Annotated in this window: 17 protein-coding genes; 9 read left to right on the top strand and 8 right to left on the bottom strand. The window is 71.1% G+C overall.

Annotated elements, in window-relative coordinates:
- Nucleotides 1–19: 19 nt before the first annotated feature.
- Nucleotides 20–1,708, bottom strand: a complete 1,689-nt coding sequence (locus ACH4U8_RS08140) for a helix-turn-helix domain-containing protein (protein WP_360311412.1) — start codon at nucleotides 1,706–1,708, stop codon at nucleotides 20–22.
- Between the two features lie 245 nt (nucleotides 1,709–1,953).
- Here ACH4U8_RS08140 and ACH4U8_RS08135 point away from each other — a divergent pair, with 245 nt between their 5' ends.
- From ACH4U8_RS08135 to ACH4U8_RS08120, 4 genes are all read left to right on the top strand, one after another.
- Complete coding sequence (locus ACH4U8_RS08135) at nucleotides 1,954–2,910, top strand: hypothetical protein (protein WP_395776169.1); 957 nt, start codon at nucleotides 1,954–1,956, stop codon at nucleotides 2,908–2,910.
- 110 nt (nucleotides 2,911–3,020) lie between these two features.
- Nucleotides 3,021–3,347: an immunity 51 family protein gene (locus ACH4U8_RS08130; RefSeq protein ID WP_379988806.1), complete on the top strand. Its 327-nt coding sequence runs from the start codon at nucleotides 3,021–3,023 to the stop codon at nucleotides 3,345–3,347.
- Between the two features lie 106 nt (nucleotides 3,348–3,453).
- On the top strand, nucleotides 3,454–4,446 hold the full coding sequence (locus ACH4U8_RS08125) for a GlxA family transcriptional regulator (protein WP_360311418.1): 993 nt from the start codon (nucleotides 3,454–3,456) through the stop codon (nucleotides 4,444–4,446).
- Between the two features lie 89 nt (nucleotides 4,447–4,535).
- A complete protein-coding gene (locus tag ACH4U8_RS08120; protein ID WP_395776167.1) occupies nucleotides 4,536–5,159 on the top strand; it encodes an isochorismatase family protein in 624 nt (207 codons plus the stop codon).
- A 27-nt stretch (nucleotides 5,160–5,186) separates the two neighbouring features.
- On the opposite strand, the gene ACH4U8_RS08115 is transcribed toward ACH4U8_RS08120, so the two are convergent.
- Nucleotides 5,187–5,849 (bottom strand): class I SAM-dependent methyltransferase, encoded by a 663-nt coding sequence (locus ACH4U8_RS08115; RefSeq protein ID WP_360311422.1) that lies wholly within the window; start codon nucleotides 5,847–5,849, stop codon nucleotides 5,187–5,189.
- A gap of 84 nt (nucleotides 5,850–5,933) precedes the next feature.
- Here ACH4U8_RS08115 and ACH4U8_RS08110 point away from each other — a divergent pair, with 84 nt between their 5' ends.
- Nucleotides 5,934–6,584, top strand: coding sequence for a TetR/AcrR family transcriptional regulator (locus ACH4U8_RS08110; RefSeq protein WP_395776164.1), 651 nt, complete (start codon nucleotides 5,934–5,936; stop codon nucleotides 6,582–6,584).
- Nucleotides 6,585–6,724: 140 nt separating this feature from the next.
- Here the strand turns inward: ACH4U8_RS08110 and ACH4U8_RS08105 are convergent, their stop codons facing one another.
- Nucleotides 6,725–9,439, bottom strand: a complete 2,715-nt coding sequence (locus ACH4U8_RS08105) for an immune inhibitor A domain-containing protein (RefSeq protein ID WP_395776163.1) — start codon at nucleotides 9,437–9,439, stop codon at nucleotides 6,725–6,727.
- Between the two features lie 544 nt (nucleotides 9,440–9,983).
- Here ACH4U8_RS08105 and ACH4U8_RS08100 point away from each other — a divergent pair.
- Entirely contained in the window at nucleotides 9,984–10,247 is a 264-nt protein-coding gene (locus ACH4U8_RS08100; protein WP_360311428.1) for a hypothetical protein, read from the top strand.
- 125 nt (nucleotides 10,248–10,372) lie between these two features.
- On the opposite strand, the gene katG is transcribed toward ACH4U8_RS08100, so the two are convergent.
- Nucleotides 10,373–12,601: a catalase/peroxidase HPI gene (gene katG / locus ACH4U8_RS08095; protein ID WP_379988815.1), complete on the bottom strand. Its 2,229-nt coding sequence runs from the start codon at nucleotides 12,599–12,601 to the stop codon at nucleotides 10,373–10,375.
- A 469-nt stretch (nucleotides 12,602–13,070) separates the two neighbouring features.
- On the opposite strand from katG, the gene ACH4U8_RS08090 reads away from it, so the two are divergent.
- The 3 genes from ACH4U8_RS08090 (at nucleotide 13,071) to ACH4U8_RS08080 (ending at nucleotide 15,846) form a co-directional block, all read left to right on the top strand.
- Nucleotides 13,071–13,481 carry a Fur family transcriptional regulator gene (locus tag ACH4U8_RS08090; RefSeq protein WP_395776162.1) on the top strand — a complete coding sequence of 137 codons (411 nt, stop codon included), beginning with the start codon at nucleotides 13,071–13,073 and terminating at the stop codon, nucleotides 13,479–13,481.
- A 197-nt stretch (nucleotides 13,482–13,678) separates the two neighbouring features.
- Nucleotides 13,679–14,584 (top strand): sulfate adenylyltransferase subunit CysD, encoded by a 906-nt coding sequence (gene cysD / locus ACH4U8_RS08085; RefSeq protein ID WP_395776161.1) that lies wholly within the window; start codon nucleotides 13,679–13,681, stop codon nucleotides 14,582–14,584.
- Nucleotides 14,585–14,586: 2 nt separating this feature from the next.
- A complete protein-coding gene (locus ACH4U8_RS08080; protein ID WP_395776160.1) occupies nucleotides 14,587–15,846 on the top strand; it encodes a sulfate adenylyltransferase subunit 1 in 1,260 nt (419 codons plus the stop codon).
- A 19-nt stretch (nucleotides 15,847–15,865) separates the two neighbouring features.
- On the opposite strand, the gene ACH4U8_RS08075 is transcribed toward ACH4U8_RS08080, so the two are convergent.
- The 4 genes from ACH4U8_RS08075 to ACH4U8_RS08060 form a co-directional block, all read right to left on the bottom strand.
- Nucleotides 15,866–16,246: an STAS domain-containing protein gene (locus ACH4U8_RS08075; protein ID WP_360311438.1), complete on the bottom strand. Its 381-nt coding sequence runs from the start codon at nucleotides 16,244–16,246 to the stop codon at nucleotides 15,866–15,868.
- 147 nt (nucleotides 16,247–16,393) lie between these two features.
- Nucleotides 16,394–17,047: a hypothetical protein gene (locus tag ACH4U8_RS08070; RefSeq protein ID WP_395776159.1), complete on the bottom strand. Its 654-nt coding sequence runs from the start codon at nucleotides 17,045–17,047 to the stop codon at nucleotides 16,394–16,396.
- A complete protein-coding gene (locus ACH4U8_RS08065; RefSeq protein ID WP_395776158.1) occupies nucleotides 17,044–17,958 on the bottom strand; it encodes a sigma-70 family RNA polymerase sigma factor in 915 nt (304 codons plus the stop codon). The genes ACH4U8_RS08070 and ACH4U8_RS08065 overlap by 4 nt, the downstream gene beginning before the upstream one ends.
- On the bottom strand, nucleotides 17,955–18,137 hold the full coding sequence (locus tag ACH4U8_RS08060) for a hypothetical protein (RefSeq protein WP_379992437.1): 183 nt from the start codon (nucleotides 18,135–18,137) through the stop codon (nucleotides 17,955–17,957). The genes ACH4U8_RS08065 and ACH4U8_RS08060 overlap by 4 nt, the downstream gene beginning before the upstream one ends.
- Between the last annotated feature and the right edge of the window lie 42 nt (nucleotides 18,138–18,179).

The raw sequence follows: 18,179 nt of genomic DNA, 5'->3' as shown, positions 1-18,179 counted from the left end.
CGCGCCGGACCCCGGCCGCCTACCCCTCGACCCGGCCCGCGGCCGGCGCCGGATCGCCGGTCTCGCGGGCCGGGTCGCCGCCCGGCCGCGGGCTCATCAGGCGCAGTTGCAGCTGGACGGCGAAACGCGCCGCCGGATCCTGCAGGTCGATCCGGCCGACCTCGGTCATCCGACGCATCCGGTAGCGGAAGGTGTTGGGGTGCACGAACATGCTCGCCGACGCGGAGGTCACGTCGCCGAAGGCGTCCAGCCACGACCGCAGCGTGTCGACCAGGCTGGTGTTGTGTTTGGCGTCGTAGGCGACGAGTCGGGCGAGCGGGCCGACGAGTTCGTCGCCGTTGGCCACGGCGAGGTCGCGTACCTCCAGGAGCAGGGCGTCGATGTAGACGTCGGCTATCGAGGCGACCCGCCGGGGCACGTGTCCGCCGGCGAGCACCCGCAGGGCACGGTCCGCGTTGGTGCGGGAGCGGCGCAGCGCGTCGGGTTCCTTGGCGATCGAGCCGATGCCGATCAGCGCCTTCACCCGATCGCCGGTGCGCTCCAGGAAGTTCGTGGCGATCTGCACGGTGCGCTCGCGGCCGTCGACCGGCTCGCCCGGTGCGGGCAGGACGGCGTAGGCGACGTCGCCCAGGAGGGCGACGGCGGAGCGCGGTTGCACGGCGTTGAGGTGGATCGCCAGGGCGCCGGCCAGCCGCTGCCGTTCGGCGGTCAGTTGCGCGTGGTCCACGCCCGCCCCGGGGGCCAGGCCCAGGGCCAGGACCACCGTGGGCTCGTGGACCAGGCCCAGGCGATCCAGGGCGTCGACCGCCCCGGGGCCGCCGCCCAGCACGGTGGTGACCAGGTCGGCGCGCAGTCGGTGCTCGAAGTCGGCGCCGGCGCGGTGGCGCAGCAGGTGCAGGGCCGCGAGTTCGGCGGCCTCGCGGAACGCCGCGGCGCGTTCGGGGCTGAGCGGCTCGCGCACGGCGGCCCAGATCGAACCGAGGATCTCGTCGCCCGCCCGGATGACGATCGCCACCCGGAAGAGGCCGAGTTCGCCCTCGTCGAGGGTGGCCGGGGCGAAGAACACCGGTTCCCGGCTGCGGTACAGCTCCTTGAAGACGCCGCGGGCGGCCATGATGCGCAGGTATTCCTCGGGCACTCGACGGGCGAGGATGGTGGCCACGCGGGAGGGGTCGGCCTCGTCCTGTCGGCCGGAGAAGGCGAGGACGTGGGAGCGGCGGTCCTCGATGGTGACCGGTGCGTCCAGGAGGGTGGCCACCGCGTTGGCGAGCGCGAACAGGTCTCCCGAGGGGATGCCGCCCAGGGTCTGGGTGCCGGCCTCGCCGATGTCGCCTTCGGTGAGCAACGTGCGCAACAACGCCGCGAGTTGGGCCCAGGACGCACCTCGGGTCAGCGCCAGCAGCGCCACCCCCGCACGTGCGGCGGCGGTGGCGACCTCGGGGTCGGGTTCGACCGGTCCCCGGACGATGAGCGCGGCGACCCGGTGTGTGCCGAGCGTGTCCAGCAGGCCGGTGATCTCGGCGGCGCCGTGCACGGCGGGGCCCAGGACCACGGCGTGCGGAGGGTATTGCGGTTCGTCGTGCGGATCGTGGATGACCACCCCGCCGATCTCCTCCACGGTGTCCGGGTCGCCGTGGATCAGGTCGAGGAGGGTGGGGCCGAAGTCCTCGAGTACGCGGCCCAGGCTCCTGCGGGAGTGCGTCGTCACGTGTGGGTCACCTCTGTGGGACGGAACCGATGCGTTCCTTTTTCGTACGCGGGGACAACAATAGGCACACGCCCGATGGCCCTTCGGGGTGTCTCCGATGGCGATGTCCGCTGTGCGGCGGTTCACCCCGGGGTGGGCGCCGCGGCGCCGCCGTCCACCGTCCGGCCCGTGCGGCGGAACCGGGCCGGCGGGTGCTGCGTCACACCGGCGCCGCGCAGGGAGCGCGGCGTTGGGGAGGTGGACCCGTGTCCGTTCCCGCACCACGACTTGTCCGCACTCTCGTGATCGCGCTGTTCGCCACCGCCGTGGCCGGGTGCGGTGCGGAACGGGACGGCGACGTCTCCGCCGGGCGCCCTCCGGGGCAGACCGGCGACGAATCGGCCGAGGCCGGCGCGCGGGCGCAGCGGGACGCGGAAGCGGCCGCCGACCGCTGGGAGGCCGATCGTGCGGCGGACAAACCGCGCCCGTTGCTGGTCCGCGGCGGCCTGCCCGTCCAGCTCGGCGACTGGGAGCCGAACAACCACGCCTTCAAGGTCTCGCTCGGCGACGGCTGCTTCGCGCCGCCCGCGTCCGGGGTGTTGCCGCCGACTCCGCCGGACGGCGAGGTGCGCTGGGTGGACGGGGTCGTCCAGCGCCGCCCGGCCACGGCTCCGCTCCAGGGCTACGGCAGGTCCCTGCCGGCCGAGCCGAGGTCCCGGTGCGGAACGGCGGAAGCGCCCCGGCTGACCGTCACTTCCGTGTCCGCGACGACCCGAACCGTGCAGACCACCGAGGGCCCCGCAACCGTCCCGGCGTGGGAGCTCGCGTTCGCGGACACCTCGGTCCGGGTGATCGGCCCCGCGGTCACCGACGACCCGTGGCCGACCCCCGGCCACCCGCTCGACAGTCCGGACACCGCGACCGTGGGCGCGGACGGCCGCACGGTGACCGTCGGGTTCGGCGGTGCGCCGGACGGGCCGGGTCCGTGCGGCAGCGACTACCGGGCGGTGGTGGTCCAGCGCGACCGGGTCGTCGCCGTGGCGGTGGTCGCCATTCGCAAACCCGGGCCGACGGTCGACCGCGACGGCCGGCGGGTCGGATGCCCCCTGATGGCGGCCTCGCGCACCGTTGCGATCACCCTCGACGCGCCCTTGGCAGACCGCGCCCTGATCGGCACCGGCGGCCTGCCGCTCCGCCCCCCGCCGACGGGGCCCCTGGACTGAGCGCGCCCCGCCACCGCCCTGCCACTGCCGCGGCCGACCCATGCCCGGTCCCTGTCGTGGTGACCCTCTATGGTCCGGGCATGACCGATCGAGTGACGTACGCTCCACTGATGTTTTTCGAGTCCGACCACACCCCGGGTTCCTACAGTCTGCTGCTGAGCGACCTCGCCGACCCGCGCGTGATGGCGGTCTTCGAGCGCAACGGGCAGTGCTCCCACGGCTACGGCTGGGAGGGGGTGGCCCGCTCGGTGGTGCGCAATCGTGCGCCCGAATTGGCCGACCGGTTCCGGTACGACCCCGAGGGAAGCATGTTCGTCGCCTACGGCACCGACCCCGACGCCCTGCGTGCGCTCGGCGCGATCCTGCGCGACGCCTTCCACGACGACGACCTGTTGGCGGACCTGATCCGGACGGGAGACCCGAACGAGTTCGACTGAGGGGCCGCGTGCCCCGTCACCGGCTCGCTCGGCCGCCCGCCACGATGTCCGAATGTGACAGGAGGGCGTCATTGCGGTCATCGGTGGCGGCGGTGAGGATTGGCTCATGCCCCTTCCCCACCGGGTCGTCATCGCGGTCTTCCCCGATGTCGATCTCCTCGACGTCACCGGCCCGGCCGAGGTCTTCGCGCTGGCCAACCTGGAGACCGAGGGCCGCGCCGAATACCGGGTCCGCCTCGCCGGGCCGGCCGCCGGCGCGGTACGCACGTCGGCGGGGGTGCGGCTGCTGGCCGACCTGGCCTTCGACGAGGTCGGCGACGACGTGGACACGCTGCTGGTCCCGGGCGCGGTGGAGAACACCGACGACGGTCCGGTGGCCCTGGTCGATCCCGATGTCGTGGCCTGGGTCAAGGAGACCGCCGGACACGCCCGGCGGGTGGCGTCGGTCTGTGTCGGCGCGCACGTGCTGGCGGCGGCGGGCCTGCTGGACGGGCGGACGGCGACCACGCACTGGTCGACGTCGGCCCAACTCGCCGCCGAGCATCCGGCCGTCACCGTCGACCCGGACCCGATCTTCCTGCGCACCGACTGCGGCCGGTTGTGGACCGGCGCCGGGATCAGCGCCTGCCTGGATCTCTCGCTCGCGCTGGTGGCGGAGGACCGGGGCGAGGAGGTGGCCCTCGCGGTGGCCCGACAGTTGGTGATGTACCTCAAGCGGCAGGGCGGGCAGAGCCAGTTCTCCGTACCCCTGAGTCGGCCCGCCACCGGCCGCCGGGACATCGACGAGTTGCGGCTGTGGATCGCCGACCACCTGGACCGGGACCTGTCCGCGGAGGTGCTGGCCGCCCGGATGTGCCTGAGCGAACGGCAGTTCGCCCGCGTCTTCAAGCAGGAGACCGGCGTCGGTCCGGCGGCCTACGTCGAAGCCGCCCGGGTCGAGGTGGCCCGACGCCTCCTGGAGACCACCGACGACCCGCTCGACCGGGTCGCCGGCGCCGCCGGGCTCGGCTCGGCGGAGACCCTGCACCGGGCGTTCCGGCGGCAACTGGCGATCACCCCGGCCGCCTACCGCCGACGCTTTCGAACCCGGATCGACTGACCCGGCCGACCCACCGCGATCCGCTGCCGATTTCCGGGCAGGACGGACGACTCCGCCCTGCCCACAACCCCGACGAAAGGCACTCACTCATGAGCACGAACCAGCCCTCCACGACCCTGCGCGATGTCATCGGCCTGGACAACGAGCCGCCCGGGCAGGCCGACTCGGTGCTGATCATGGTCGACTTCCAGAACACCTACCGCACCGGCGTGATGGCCCTGGACGGCGCCGAGCAGGCCCTCGCCGCCGGCGCCCGGCTGTTGGCCCGTGCCCGCGCCGCAGGCACCCCGGTGGTGCACGTGCTCAACGACGGCGGCGCGAACACGCCGTACGACATTCGCGCCCACATCGGCGCCATCAGCGACGAAGTCGCCCCGGTGGAGGGCGAATCGGTCGTGGTCAAGGAGTTCCCCGACTCGTTCCACCGCACCGAGTTGGTGCGCGTCCTGACCGACCTGGGCGCCGCGCCGGGCAGCAACAAGGATCTGATCATCGCCGGCTTCATGACCCACATGTGCGTCAACTACACGGCCCAGGGCGCCTTCAATCTCGGCTACCGCCCCACCGTCGTCGCCGAGGCCACCGCCACTCGCGCGCTCGCCGCCCCCGACGGCACGGTGTTGCCCGCCGCGAGCCTCCAGGCCGCCGCACTGACCACCATCACCGACCTGTTCGGCGTCGTCGTCCCCACCGTCGACGCCCTGCCCGCCTGATCCGATACCGGCCGGCGGTCGCCTCGCTCACAGGCGCACGCTGATCTCCATGCCGTCCTCGATCGGGAAGCTCACGTTGTGATAGCCGTTCTCCGGATCGCGGACGTAGTCCAGGTAGGGCCGAAGACCCTCCAGGACGATGTCGTCGGCCACGACGAGGGTGCCGCGGCAGAGCTGCGGTTCGAGCAGTCGCAGGACCGGCAGGCACAGGTCCTTCCAGCCGTCCAGCAGCACGAAGTCGGCGGGCACGGTCAGCTCGCCGAGGGTCTCCAGGGCGTCTCCCTCCAGCACGGTGATCACATCGTCCAGACCGGTCTCGACGAAGGTGCGGCGCGCCGCGGCGATCTTGTCCTTGCTGAGTTCGGTGGTCACCACCCGGCCGGTGCCGTTGTCGCGGACGGCCGCGGCCAGGTACAGCGTGGAGATGCCGAAGGACATGCCGAATTCGACCACCGTGTTCGGGCGGACGGCGCGGACCAGGTTGTAGAGCAGGGCCCCGCCGTCGGCGGAGATCGGCATGTAGATCTCCGCCGCGGCGTCGGCGTGCTCCCGGGGCGACAACCGCCCGAATCCGCCGGGCACTTCCGCGGCCAGGCGCGCGGCGACCTCGTCGTCCCGTTCGGCCTGCTCGAACATTCGGTCGAGGGTCGCCCGTACTCGGGGGTCGGCAAGCGTGTTGGTGTATGTCATGGATTCTAGAGTAGACGCAACGTTGCGTTGAATCAAGATGCAATACCCTCCCCCGTGGCAGACGAGACGACAGGGGCAGGCGACATGGCATCCGGGACACGAGACGTCGAGGTGGACGGCGCCGGCGGATCCGCACGACAACACCACGGCAACCGGCACGGCCGCAGCGAACAGGCCCGGCTGGCGGTGTTGGAGGCGGCCGACGACCTGCTCGCCGAGAAGGGCTTCGCCGGCGTCACGATGGAGGGCATCGCCGGCCGGGCCGGCGTGGCCAAGCAGACCATCTACCGTTGGTGGAGCACCAAGACCGACGTCCTGCTGGACGCCTTCCTCCAGGACGCCGCCGAGGACCTGACCCCGCCCGACTCCGGGGACCTCGCCCACGATCTGCGGGACTACCTGCGGCGACTGGCGCACTTCCTCGCCGAGTCCGACTCCGGCGCCGTCTTCCGGGCGCTGATCGCCCAGGCCCAGCACGATCCGGCCTTCGCCGTCGACTTCCGCGCCCGCTGGCTCGACCCACAACGTCGCCGCGACCACCTGTCGCTCGAACGCGCGGTGCACAGCGGCCGGTTGCCCGCCGACCTCGACATCGCGACCGAGACCGACCAGCTCGTGGGCCCGCTCTACTACCGCGTCCTGGTGACCGCCGACCCGGTCGACCACGCCTTCACCGACCGCCTCGTCGAGACGTTCCTGCGCCGCCACCCGTCGAGCACGCCCGAGGCTTCCTGACCGACTGCCGCACGTGCGCCCGCGGTGGATCCAGGCGTGCGTCGGCCCCCACGACCGGGTCGTGGGGGCCGATGTCGCACCCGTCCTCGCGTCCGTGCCGGCGCGGCGACCGTGCCGGCGGAACTACCGCGCCTGCGCGGTTACTTGCGCGCGGGCACGATCCACACGACGGCGCCCTTGTCACCCGACAGCGGGTAGACCGGGAACACCGTCACGCCGTACGCCTTGTCCCAGCCGGGGTTTCCGGAACCGAGCACCGAGGAGAAGAACGGCTTGCCGTAGTTCGCGTAGTCCGGCGAACCGTCCGTCTTGGTCACCCGGGTCGAGTACGGGGCCCGCGCCGGGATCACCGTCGAGCCGGTGACGTCCTTGGCGCCGAAGCCGGTCGCGTTGGCCTCCGCACCCGGCGCGTAGCCGAGCGAGTCGGAGAAGAACCGCACCGGCTCCTGCTTGGCGAAGGTCGCGCAGTGGTCGCCCGCCCGACGGCAGGCCCGGAACCCGGCGGTGTCCTTGAAGCTGAACGCCGCGTTCGCCGACTGCACTCGGGGTTCGAGGTTGGCGGCCGAGTTGGACGGCGCGTCCGGGAACCGGTAGGGGTTCGGGTTCGCGTCGACCAGGAGCAACTCGCCCTTGGCGCCCCACGACGGGGACTTGTCGATGTTGTCGAGCACACCGTTGTTCGGGTACGAGGTGTCCCGCAGCCACACCAGCAGACCCGGCGCGTTGTACGCGAGCTTCTCACGCTTGCCGCTCTCGCCGAACGTGTAGGTGTACTTCAGGCCCTGGTCGAAGCCGGACATGTTGCGCCACTCGAGCAGGTAGTACCGCTCGCGGCTGAACGTTCCGTCGGACTTGACCCAGCCGGCACCCTTGGTGCCCGCGCCGACCGAACCGCCCTGCGCGGTCCAGCCGTTGTCGTCGGCCCCCTCGACGTCGTCCGACCACACCGTGGTCGTGCCGTTGGTGAGCGCGAAGTCGTCCGCGACCCAGCCCTTCTCCTGCGTCGCCGCGTCCGTGTCGACGCCGAGCCGCAACTTGATGTTCTGCCCGGCGTACGGCGTCAGGTTCACCTGGTCGTGGCGCCAACCGTTGCTGCTGCCGGTCAACCCGGTGCTCTTGCGGAACCGTCGCAGGTTCCCGTTCGGGTCCGGGTAGTCCGGCGGGGTCGACACGAGCGCGCCGGCCTCGTTGCGAACCTCCAGTTGCGTCCAGGTGGTGCCACCGTCGGTGGACACCTCGACGAAGCCGAAGTCCCAGTCCTCCTCCAGGGCGTAATCGGTCCACCACTGGAACTTCACGTCGGAGCCCGCCGGAACGGCGATGTCGCGGGCCAACTTGACGTCGGCCCAGTCCTGGTCGTTGCTGGAGTACCACGCCTTGGCGCCGCTGTGCGGCGTGCTGAACCTGGTCACCTGGTCCGGCAGGTTCACCCGGACGGCCTGCTTGGTGCCCCTGGGGGTCTTGGCCGCCTGTCCCAGCGTGGCCAGTGCGGGCCGGTCGCCCACCTTCAGGATCTCCGGCGTCAACCAGCCCAGCGTGTACTTGGACCACGCGCTCATGTGCGCGGGCATCGACTGGAACAGCGGACCGGAGTGCGATCCGTTCGCCATCAGGTCCCAGAAGTTGACGTCCGAGGCACCGCCGGGAGTGCTGCTGAAGTTGTCGTACAGGTCCGGCAGACCGAGGTCGTGGCCGTATTCGTGGGCGAACACGCCCACGCCGGAGTCCTCCGGCTGCACGATGTAGTTGGAAACCTTCAGTTGGGTCCCGGGGACCGTGTAGCCGCCCGCCACGGCGCTGGAGTGCGCCCAGATGGCGTACGAGCCCTCGGCGCCGCCGCCGGTGGACTTGTCCTTGCCCGAGTGCACCAGGACCAGGTGGTCCACCACGCCGTCCGGCTCCTGCGTGTTGCCGTCGCCGTCCGCGTCGCCGGTGTCCTCCTTGTCGTAGTCGGCCCACGGGAAGTTGGGCTGACTGCGCGCGAGTTCGTTCACCGCGTCGGTGGCGAGCGTCTCCGCGCCGCCCGGGTTGTTCGGGTGGCCGCCCATGTCCTGCTCACGCTTGCCGCAGCGGCCGGCGCCGTACCACGCCTCGGAGTGCGGCACCTTGATCCACGGGGTGGCGGTGCCGGACACGGTGTACTTGCCGCCCGACATCTCCTCGTACATGTTCTTCATCGTGTAGCCGGAGACGTCGATGCCCGGCTTGCCGTCGGGACCGGTCAGGTCCGGACGCATGCGTTCGGTGATGCCCTGCTTGGTGTAGAGCATCTTGTTGAAGTGTTCCGGGCTGAAGTCCTTGACCCACGGCGTGTTGTTGTCGTTCCCGGTGAGTGCCGGGTCCGGAATCTCGTTGTGCAGTGGGCCGTTCTTGATCGTGCCCGGCGGTTCCACCACGCAGGAGGCGTCGGTGACGCTCGCCCTGCGGTTGAAGCCGGAGAAATCGTCGTTGGCTTTCTCGTTGAACTCGACGAGAACCGTCAACAGTTTGGCATCCTGCTTGGCACCTGGCGCCAAGCCGGCCTTTTCCGCCTTGAGTTGCTCCGGGCTCTTGCCCGTGCGCTGGGCTTCGGCCTCCAGAAGCCGCAGTTGCGATGCGGCGCGAGGGTTGCCCTCGCGTTCCTTGCTGCCGCCGCCCGCCTTGGCCTTGCGGGCCTTGTCGGCGGCGGTCGCTGCCGCATCGACGCGGCCGTCGGGACCGATCTCGGCCTCGACGGGGTTGAAGTATTGATCCTCGGGGCCGGGATTCCATACGGCTTTGGTGGTGTCCACACGCGCGGCGGCTGCGGACGACGTGATGCCCGGTGCCGCGGTCAGTCCCGTGACCGCGAGGAGCGAAACGGACAGTAGCGTCATCGGGCCACGCAATCGCCGGATGGCTCGCGGCGGTGTACCGCCGCGCCCGGGTATCGCTCGACTCAAGATGGTCTCCCCTCCGCCCGGAAGATGGTTCCGGACGCGAAGCGACGCCGATCAGGGTGCTGTGGTGCCGTTTTGCGCCCACGACGTCGAGCAGTTTCGGCAGAAACCCGACGCCTGCTCCCACCAACCGTCGGGTCACGGCGACCGGTGGGAAACGGGCCGGGTGACCGGACCCTAGAGGCGCGAGTGACGGCTGAGGCAGAGGAGACCAAAGGTTCTTTGCGAACTCTTTACCTTGTGCTCAAGTGCCCTACGAACGGCGGGACTTCGGCCTCGTCCGGGCACCGTTCGGATCAAGCCACGGAGTCAACTTTCGTCATTTGCGCAGCCATCTTTCGTAGCTACCGCGCAGGTCCGCCGGCCGTCATTCTGGTGCCGCTCGCGCGCCTGTCCGGGCGACGTGCGGTCGTGGGCGGGACGGTGTGTCGTGCCCCGGGTTCGGCGCGCCGATGCCGGCCCCGCCGACCACACTCGGGGGATGGACATCCTCGAAACGCACGGCACGCTCTCGCTCCCCGGTCGGGGCGAGGTCGAGGTGACGCTCGACCTCTACGACCCGCCGCGCACCGACGACGTGCTCCCTCGCGGGTGGACCGCGGTCGTCACCTCCGGCCCCGACCTCGCCGTCGGCGAGCAGGGCCTGCTCTTCCTGGCCGCCCAGGACGGCCTGATCGCCAATCCGTTCACCGTCCTGGCGAGCGACGACCGCACCGCCCGGATCGCCGCCCACGACCCGTCGTGAACCGGCACCGCCCCGCCGGCCGACCGAGCCCGGAAATCACCGTCGGGCAGCACCGCGGCCCCGCCGTCGGGGTGACGGGGGGCCGCGGTGTCCGGGTCGGCGGTGGGCCGACCCGGACATGGAGCTCAGGAGCGGTCGAACCGGTCCAGGTTCATCACCTTGTCCCACGCGGCGACGAAGTCGTGCACGAACTTCTCCTTCGCGTCGTCGCTCGCGTAGACCTCGGCGAGCGCCCGCAGCTCGGAGTTCGACCCGAAGACGAGGTCGACCCGGCTACCGGTCCAGGCCACCTCGCCGGCGGCGTCGCGACCCTCGAACGTGCTCGCGTCCTCGGAGGTCGGCTGCCACGTGATGCCCAGGTCGAGCAGGTTGACGAAGAAGTCGTTGGTCAGCACGCCGGGGGTGGCCGTGAAGGCGCCCAGCGACGACTGCCCGTGGTTGGCGCCCAGCACCCGCAGGCCGCCGACCAGGACGGTCGTCTCCGGCGCGCTCAGCGTCAGCAGGTTCGCCCGGTCGATCAGCAGGTATTCGGCCGCCAGCCGGTTGCCCTTCCCGAGGTAGTTGCGGAACCCGTCGGCGGCCGGTTCGAGCGCGCTGAACGACTCCACGTCGGTCTGCTCCTGCACCGCGTCCACCCGGCCGGCCGTGAACGGGACCTCGACGTCGAAGCCCGCGTCCTTGGCGGCCCGCTCGACGGCGGCGACACCGCCGAGCACGATCAGGTCGGCGAGCGAGACGCGCTTGCCGTCGGTGCGGTCGGCCTCGAACGTGTCCCGGATCCCCTCCAGGACACCCAGTGCCGCGGCGAGTTCGTCGGTCTCGTTGACCTCCCAGCCGATCTGCGGCTGGAGGCGGATGCGCGCGCCGTTGGCGCCGCCGCGCTTGTCGCTGCCGCGGAAGGACGAGGCGGACGCCCACGCGGTGGACACGAGCCGGGACACCGACAGGCCGGAGTCGAGGATGCGGCTCTTGAGCGCGGCGATGTCCGCGGCGTCGACGAGTTCGTGCGTCCGCGCCGGCAGCGGGTCCTGCCACAGCAGCGTCTCGGTGGGGACCTCCGGACCGAGGTAGCGCGCGACCGGACCCATGTCGCGGTGGGTCAGCTTGAACCACGCGCGGGCGAAGGCGTCCGCGAACTCGGCGGGGTTGTTCAGGAAACGCCGCGAGATCTGCTCGTAGGCCGGGTCGATCCGAAGCGAGAGGTCGGTGGTCAACATCGTCGGCGCGTGGGTCTTCGACGCGTCGTGGGCATCCGGCACCGTGCCCGCGCCGGCGCCGTCCTTCGGCCGCCACTGGTGCGCGCCGGCCGGGCTCTGGAACAGTTCCCACTCGTACCCGAACAGAATCTCGAAGAAGCTGTTGTCCCAGGTCACCGGGGTGGTGGTCCAGATGCCTTCGAGACCGCTGGTGATCGCGTCGCCACCCTTGCCGGTGCCGAAGGAGCTCTTCCAGCCCAGGCCCTGCTGTTCGAGCGGCGCAGCCTCGGGGTCGGGGCCGACGCTGTCCGCCGGGCCCGCGCCGTGGGTCTTGCCGAAGGTGTGGCCGCCGGCGATCAGGGCGACCGTCTCCTCGTCGTTCATCGCCATCCGGCGGAACGTCTCGCGGATGTCGCGGGCCGCGGCCAGCGGGTCCGGATTGCCGTTCGGGCCTTCGGGGTTGACGTAGATCAGGCCCATCTGGACCGCACCGAGCGGGTTCTCCAGATCCCGGTCGCCGCTGTAGCGCTCGTCGCCGAGCCAGGTGGTCTCCGGGCCCCAGTACACGTCCTCGTCGGGCTCCCACACATCCGCCCGACCGCCGCCGAAGCCGAAGGTCTCGAAGCCCATCGTCTCCAGGGCGACATTGCCGGTGAGGACCAGCAGGTCGGCCCAGGACAGGTTGCGGCCGTACTTCTTCTTCACCGGCCACAACAACCGGCGGGCCTTGTCCAGGCTCGCGTTGTCCGGCCAACTGTTGAGCGGGGCGAAGCGCTGCTGGCCGGCGCCGGCGCCGCCGCGGCCGTCGCTGATCCGGTAGGTGCCGGCGCTGTGCCAGGCCATCCGGATCATCAGCGGGCCGTAGTTGCCGAAGTCGGCCGGCCACCAGTCCTGCGAGGTGGTCAGCACCTCGGCGATGTCCTGCTTCACGGCGGCGAGGTCGAGGCTCTCGAACGCCTCGGCGTAGTCGAAGTCCTCACCCAGCGGGTTGGCCACGGCCGGGTTCTTGGCAAGGATCTTCAGGTTGAGCCGCTCCGGCCACCACTGCCGGTTGCCGCCGCCCTGCGTCGGGTGCGGGGCGCGTCCGTGGGCGACCGGGCAGCCGCCCGCGCTCTCGGTCTTCGCGTCTACGACGATTGCGTCATGGTTCTCAGACATGGGAATCCTTCCGGACCAGGCGGATCACAGTGCGTTGGAACTGCGGGTCACGGTGCTGGGGAATTACCGGCGGTGGAGCGATGGGGGCGGCGAAATCCGGTCCGCCCGGTGCAGGTCTCGGGCGCGGCGGCCCGAGGGCGAATGCGATCACGGTCGCCACATACCCGTCGCACGCCCGGGAGGCGATCGCCTCGACGCCGAGGTGGTCACCCTCCGGAACGCTCCGGAGCAGCGCGACGCGGGTGGCCGTCATGGGCAGGCCGGTACCGCGCGGCTTCTCGACGGGGGTGCCGTCACGTCTGGATCTCCTGCCGTAGTGGGGTCTTCTCTGCCCCTTGGCTACCGCCGGAACCGATCCTACGATGGACAGAGTCCAAGTCAAGATGCCCGCCAATCCCGTACTCAACCGGAATCCGGACGTCCACCGGTAAACTTTGGCATCCCACTGAGCCTGAATAGGTGAACCGACATGAGCGACCTGCTGGAGCGGCTGCGCGAGCGCGGTTGGCGGATGACCTCGCAGCGGCGTGTCGTTGCGGAGGTCCTCGACGGCGACCACGTACATCTGACGGCCGACGAGGTACACGCCCGCGCGGCGCAGCGACTGCCCGAGATCTCCCGAGCCACCGTCTACAACGCCCTGGGCGAGCTGGTCTCGCTCGGCGAGGTCAAGGAGGTCTCCACCGACGGTCGGGCCAAGCGCTACGACCCCAACGCCCACCACCCGCACCAGCACCTGGTGTGCTCGTCCTGCGGCACGGTGCGCGACGTGCACCCGACCGGCAATCCGCTCGGCGACCTCCCGTCGGACCAGCGGTTCGGCTTCACCGTTTCCGAGGCCGAGGTCACCTACCGGGGCCTGTGCCCGTCCTGCGCCTAGGACTCGCGCCGGAATTCGCCCGAATCGAGGTGGGGGGTATTCGCGCGACCTTCGACCGTTGCAGTGCGTGATGACGCCGTGCCAATCAAGTTAGCTTCTTGTGAAGGCAGTTGATTGGCGGTTAACTTCGCTGAGCTGACAGCCCGTCAGTTCTTCGAGGGGCGTGGCGTCTCGCTTGCGAGGGATCGGAGTCCGCCGTGAGTCATCGGCTCACCCACCTGAAAGCCCTGGAGTCCGAGGGCATCCACATCATCCGAGAGGTGGCCGCCGAGTTCGAGAACCCCGTCCTGCTGTTCTCCGGCGGCAAGGACTCGATCGTCATGCTGCACCTGGCCATCAGGGCCTTCGCGCCCTGTCCGCCGCCGCTGCCGATCATGCACATCGACACCGGCCACAACTTCCCCGAGGTCGTCGCCTTCCGCGACCATCGTGCCGCCGAGGCCGGCGTGCGGCTGGTCGTCGCCTCCGTGCAGGCGTCCATCGACGCCGGCCGGGTGGTCGAAGAGAGCGGACCGCGCGCGTCCCGCAACCGCCTCCAGACCACCACGCTGCTCGACGCCATCGGCGAACACCGCTTCGACGCCGTCTTCGGCGGCGCGCGGCGCGACGAGGAGAAGGCCCGCGCCAAGGAGCGCGTGTTCAGCTTCCGCGACGAGTTCGGCCAGTGGGACCCGAAGAACCAGCGGCCCGAGTTGTGGAGCCTGTACAACGGCCGGCACCGCCGCGGCGAACACATCCGCGTGTTCCCGCTGTCGAACTGGACCGAGCTGGACATCTGGCAGTACATCGCCGCGCAGGGCATCGAACTGCCGTCGCTGTACTACGCCCACCGCCGCACGGTCGTCGAACGCGACGGCATGTTGCTCGGCGTCACCGACGTCACGCCGCCGCTCGCCGGCGAGAAGCCGTTCGAGGAGACCGTGCGCTTTCGCACCATCGGCGACGCCACCGGCACCGGCGCGGTCCGCTCCACCGCGGCGAACGCGCACGAGGTGGCCGCCGAGATCGCCGCCACCCGGATCACCGAACGCGGCGCCACCCGCGCCGACGACCGCATCTCCGAGGCCGGCATGGAAGACCGCAAACGCGAAGGGTACTTCTAGAGATGAGCACCACCGAACTGCTGCGGATCGCCACCGCGGGCTCCGTCGACGACGGCAAGTCCACCCTGATCGGCCGCCTGCTCTACGACTCCAAGGCCGTCTTCGAGGACCAACTGGCCTCCGTCGAGGACACCTCCCGCCGCCGCGGCAACTCCTCGCCGGATCTGTCGCTGCTCACCGACGGCCTGCGCGCGGAACGCGAACAGGGCATCACCATCGACGTCGCCTACCGCTACTTCGCCACGCCCGGACGCAAGTTCATCGTCGCCGACACCCCGGGCCACATCCAGTACACCCGCAACATGGTCACCGGCGCCTCCACCGCCGACCTCGCGATGGTGCTGGTCGACGCGCGCAAGGGACTGCTCGAACAGTCCCGCCGGCACGCCTTCCTCGCGTCGCTGCTGCGCATCCCGCACCTGGTGTTGTGCGTCAACAAGATGGACCTGGTCGACTACGACCGGGCCGTCTTCGAGGCCATCCGCGCCGAGTTCACCGAGTTCGCCACCCGGTTGGAGATCCCGGACCTCACGTTCGTCCCGATGTCCGCGCTGCACGGCGACAACGTGGTCACCCGCAGCCCGCGGATGCCCTGGTACGAGGGCGCCGCGCTGTTGCACCACCTGGAGGAGGTGCACGTCGCCTCCGACCGCAACCTGGTCGACGTGCGCTTCCCGGTGCAGTACGTACTGCGACCGCGCGACGACGTGCACCGCGACTACCGCGGCTACGCGGGCACCGTGGCCGGCGGCGTGTTGCGCCCCGGAGACGAAGTGGCGGTGCTGCCCTCCGGGTTCACCACCCGCATCGCGGCGATCGACGGGCCCGACGGCCCGGTGGCCGAGGCGTACCCGCCGATGTCGGTGAGCATCCGGCTGACCGACGACCTCGACGTCTCGCGCGGCGACATGATCTGCCGCCCGCACAACCGCCCGAGCGCCGGCCGGGACCTCCAGGCGATGGTGTGCCTGCTCACCGAACACGGCGAACTGCGCCCGGGAGCCGGTTACCTGGTCAAGCACACGACCCGCACCGCGCGAGCCGAGATCACCGCACTGCACTACCGCCTCGACATCAACACCGGACACCGCGACCTCGGCGCGACGGCCCTCGCGCTCAACGAGATCGGTCGGGTCACGCTGCGCACCACCGCCCCGCTGCTGCACGACCCGTACCGGCGCAATCGCACCACCGGCAGCTTCATCCTGATCGACGAGGCCACCGATGAGACCGTCGGTGCCGGCATCCTGCTGGACGACTGATCGCCCCGGCGCGCGGCGGTCACCCCCGGATCGGGCAGGGGCCGCCCTCGTCGGTGTCGGGAAGGGCTTCGAGGATCGTGAAGTCGGCTCGCATTCCCGGTAGTTGCAGGATGTGGCGGACGAACGCGTCGACCCGGTACAGGTGCATCGCGCCGTTCCGGGCGGCGGCCCGGTCGCGTCCGCGGGCGAGGGCGGAGATGGCCCGGGCGCCGAGGAAGCCGACCTCGCCCAGGTCGACGATCACGTGCGCACCCTCGATCCCGGTCAGGGCGTCCAGGGCGCGGGTGAACAACGGGACGGTGGCGACGTCGAGTTCGCCGCGCGGGGTGAGCACGAGATGGCGTCCGTGCGATCGCGTCGACAGTTGCGGACGAGCGGGAGCCGGGTGGGTGCGGGTCACGGCGGATCCACCTTCCTGACGATGGGCGGGCGCGGGATCGACGTGGCGGGCGGCGCCCGGCGAGACCGGGAGCCACCCGCCACGTCGGCGGGAGGGGTGCTGTCGGAGCGGAAACGGGGTGTGGTCCGGTACTGCGCGAAGAGGCGGTCAGGCGGTGTGACCGGCGGCGGCGAGCAGGCGGGGGAAGCAGGCGTTCGGGCGGCAGATCTCGCCCAGGTCGGGGTCGTCCACCTCCTCGATGCCCGGTTCCACCCGGGCGACGTACGCCTGCGGATCGCCGGAGCCCTCGACCTCGGCCGGGGCCGGCGCCGTGGTGGTCGCGTGCAGTCGGCCGGCCCAGTGGTGGGCGTCCGCGGGTTCGCCCTCGACCCGGTGATGCAGCGTCAGCAACCGCATGGCCTCGACGTTGTCGGCGCCGGCCGCATAGCGCCACCAGAACGCGGCGGGCGCGGGCCGGCCGGTGAGGTAGAGCAGACAACCGAACACCAACGCCCCTGCGGGCAGCCGCTTTTGTACGAAGTCGCCCAGTCGCGGGCCGGTGGTCGGGCGGGCGACGACGGCCTGGCAGAAGTGCTCGAGTTCGGCGGCGGCGGCGTTCTGGGCGGCGTGGGCGTCGGCGAACCCGGGCCCGCGCGGCGGGCCGATGGTGGTGGGACGGACCAGGGTGGCCAGGAGTTCCTCCTGGACGATGCGGTCGGCCAGCCGCCGGATGGCGCCGGCCGGGTCGTAGTCGGCGAAGGCCGCGTCCATCGCGCGTCGGCGTTCCTGGAGGGCGTGGTCGAGCGGGGTGAGGTGGTTCATGCGTTCGGTTCCCGGGGGTGCGTTGGGGTCGGTGGGGTGGCCTCGGCCGATGCGTGGTGTTCGGCTCGGCCGAGGGCGTTGGCCAGTTGTTTGCGGGCGGCGTGCACGTGGCTGCGAACGGTGGAGATGGTCACGCCCAGGTAGTCGGCGACGTCCTGGAGCGGCAGTTGCATCACCAGGTGCAGGCGGGCGCAGGTGGCCCGTTTGGCGGGCATCGCGGCGATGGTGCGATCGAGGGTGTCCAGGTGCGGGACCAGGGCGGCCGGATCGCTTGCGGTGGTGGAGGCGACGTCGGGCGCGCCGGGTGCGGTGAAGTCGATCGGCACCTCGGGGCTGCGCCCGCGCCGGCGGCGGATGTCCACGACCCGCCGGCGCAGGATCTCGTAGGCGAGCGCGAGGGGTGGACCCGGGTGCCGGACGATCTCGCTCCAGCGCCTGGACAGCGCGAGCAGGACGTCGGCGACCGCCTCGTCCGCGTCGTGCGGGCAGCCGAGGTGCTTCCAGGCGTGGTCGGTCAGCGCCTGCTGGTGCTCGCGGTAGAACCGGACGAAGTCCGCCGGCGCGTCCAGCACCGGACCGCCGGGGGCCGGGCGCAGCCGATCGAGGCCGTCCCGCACCAGGTCGCGGCGCAGCCGGCGGTCCTCCAGGGCGTCGGTGAGCATCCGGAAGGCCCGCTTGACCGGCGGGGCGGGCTCGCGCAGGACGTCGTCCCAGCACTGGTACAGGGTGAGCAGGACGTCGGCGACCAGGTCCTCGGCCTCGGGGCGGGAGCCGAGGTGGTCGTAGGCGAAGCGGGTCAGGGTGGCCTGGTGGCTGTGGCAGAAGGCCACGAAGTCGTTGGGCAGGAGGTCCACCAGATCCACGTCCACGGCCTGGGCCCGGGCCTGCTCCGGGTGTCGGGGTTCGGTCATCGTCCGCCGCCCTTGCCGCGCGCGAGGCACGTGCGGTGATATCCGGGACCGCAGCGGTGGTTCGGCTCGGGGACCACCGGGCCGCGTATCAGGGCACCGAGCGGCGCGCGCACGACGACGATCAACACGCCTATGACCAGCCACAGTTGTCTGGCCTCGGGGCCGAAGATTTGGTTCAAGGCACGGTTCCTTCCGTGAAGTCCGGCACGGACCCCTCCGGG

The organism is Embleya sp. NPDC020886 (assembly GCF_044333915.1).
Lineage (GTDB): Bacteria > Actinomycetota > Actinomycetes > Streptomycetales > Streptomycetaceae > Embleya.
This window is presented reverse-complemented; position numbering and strand designations above follow the sequence as displayed.

Coding starts and splice junctions, on each gene's coding strand:
- ACH4U8_RS08130 (WP_379988806.1), top strand. CDS start 3,021: ATGTTTTTCGAGTCCGACCACACCCCGGGTTCCTACAGTCTGCTGCTG.
- ACH4U8_RS08125 (WP_360311418.1), top strand. CDS start 3,454: ATGCCCCTTCCCCACCGGGTCGTCATCGCGGTCTTCCCCGATGTCGAT.
- ACH4U8_RS08120 (WP_395776167.1), top strand. CDS start 4,536: ATGAGCACGAACCAGCCCTCCACGACCCTGCGCGATGTCATCGGCCTG.
- ACH4U8_RS08115 (WP_360311422.1), bottom strand. CDS start 5,849: ATGACATACACCAACACGCTTGCCGACCCCCGAGTACGGGCGACCCTC.
- ACH4U8_RS08110 (WP_395776164.1), top strand. CDS start 5,934: ATGGCATCCGGGACACGAGACGTCGAGGTGGACGGCGCCGGCGGATCC.
- ACH4U8_RS08105 (WP_395776163.1), bottom strand. CDS start 9,439: ATGACGCTACTGTCCGTTTCGCTCCTCGCGGTCACGGGACTGACCGCG.
- ACH4U8_RS08100 (WP_360311428.1), top strand. CDS start 9,984: ATGGACATCCTCGAAACGCACGGCACGCTCTCGCTCCCCGGTCGGGGC.
- katG (WP_379988815.1), bottom strand. CDS start 12,601: ATGTCTGAGAACCATGACGCAATCGTCGTAGACGCGAAGACCGAGAGC.
- ACH4U8_RS08090 (WP_395776162.1), top strand. CDS start 13,071: ATGAGCGACCTGCTGGAGCGGCTGCGCGAGCGCGGTTGGCGGATGACC.
- ACH4U8_RS08080 (WP_395776160.1), top strand. CDS start 14,587: ATGAGCACCACCGAACTGCTGCGGATCGCCACCGCGGGCTCCGTCGAC.
- ACH4U8_RS08070 (WP_395776159.1), bottom strand. CDS start 17,047: ATGAACCACCTCACCCCGCTCGACCACGCCCTCCAGGAACGCCGACGC.
- ACH4U8_RS08065 (WP_395776158.1), bottom strand. CDS start 17,958: ATGACCGAACCCCGACACCCGGAGCAGGCCCGGGCCCAGGCCGTGGAC.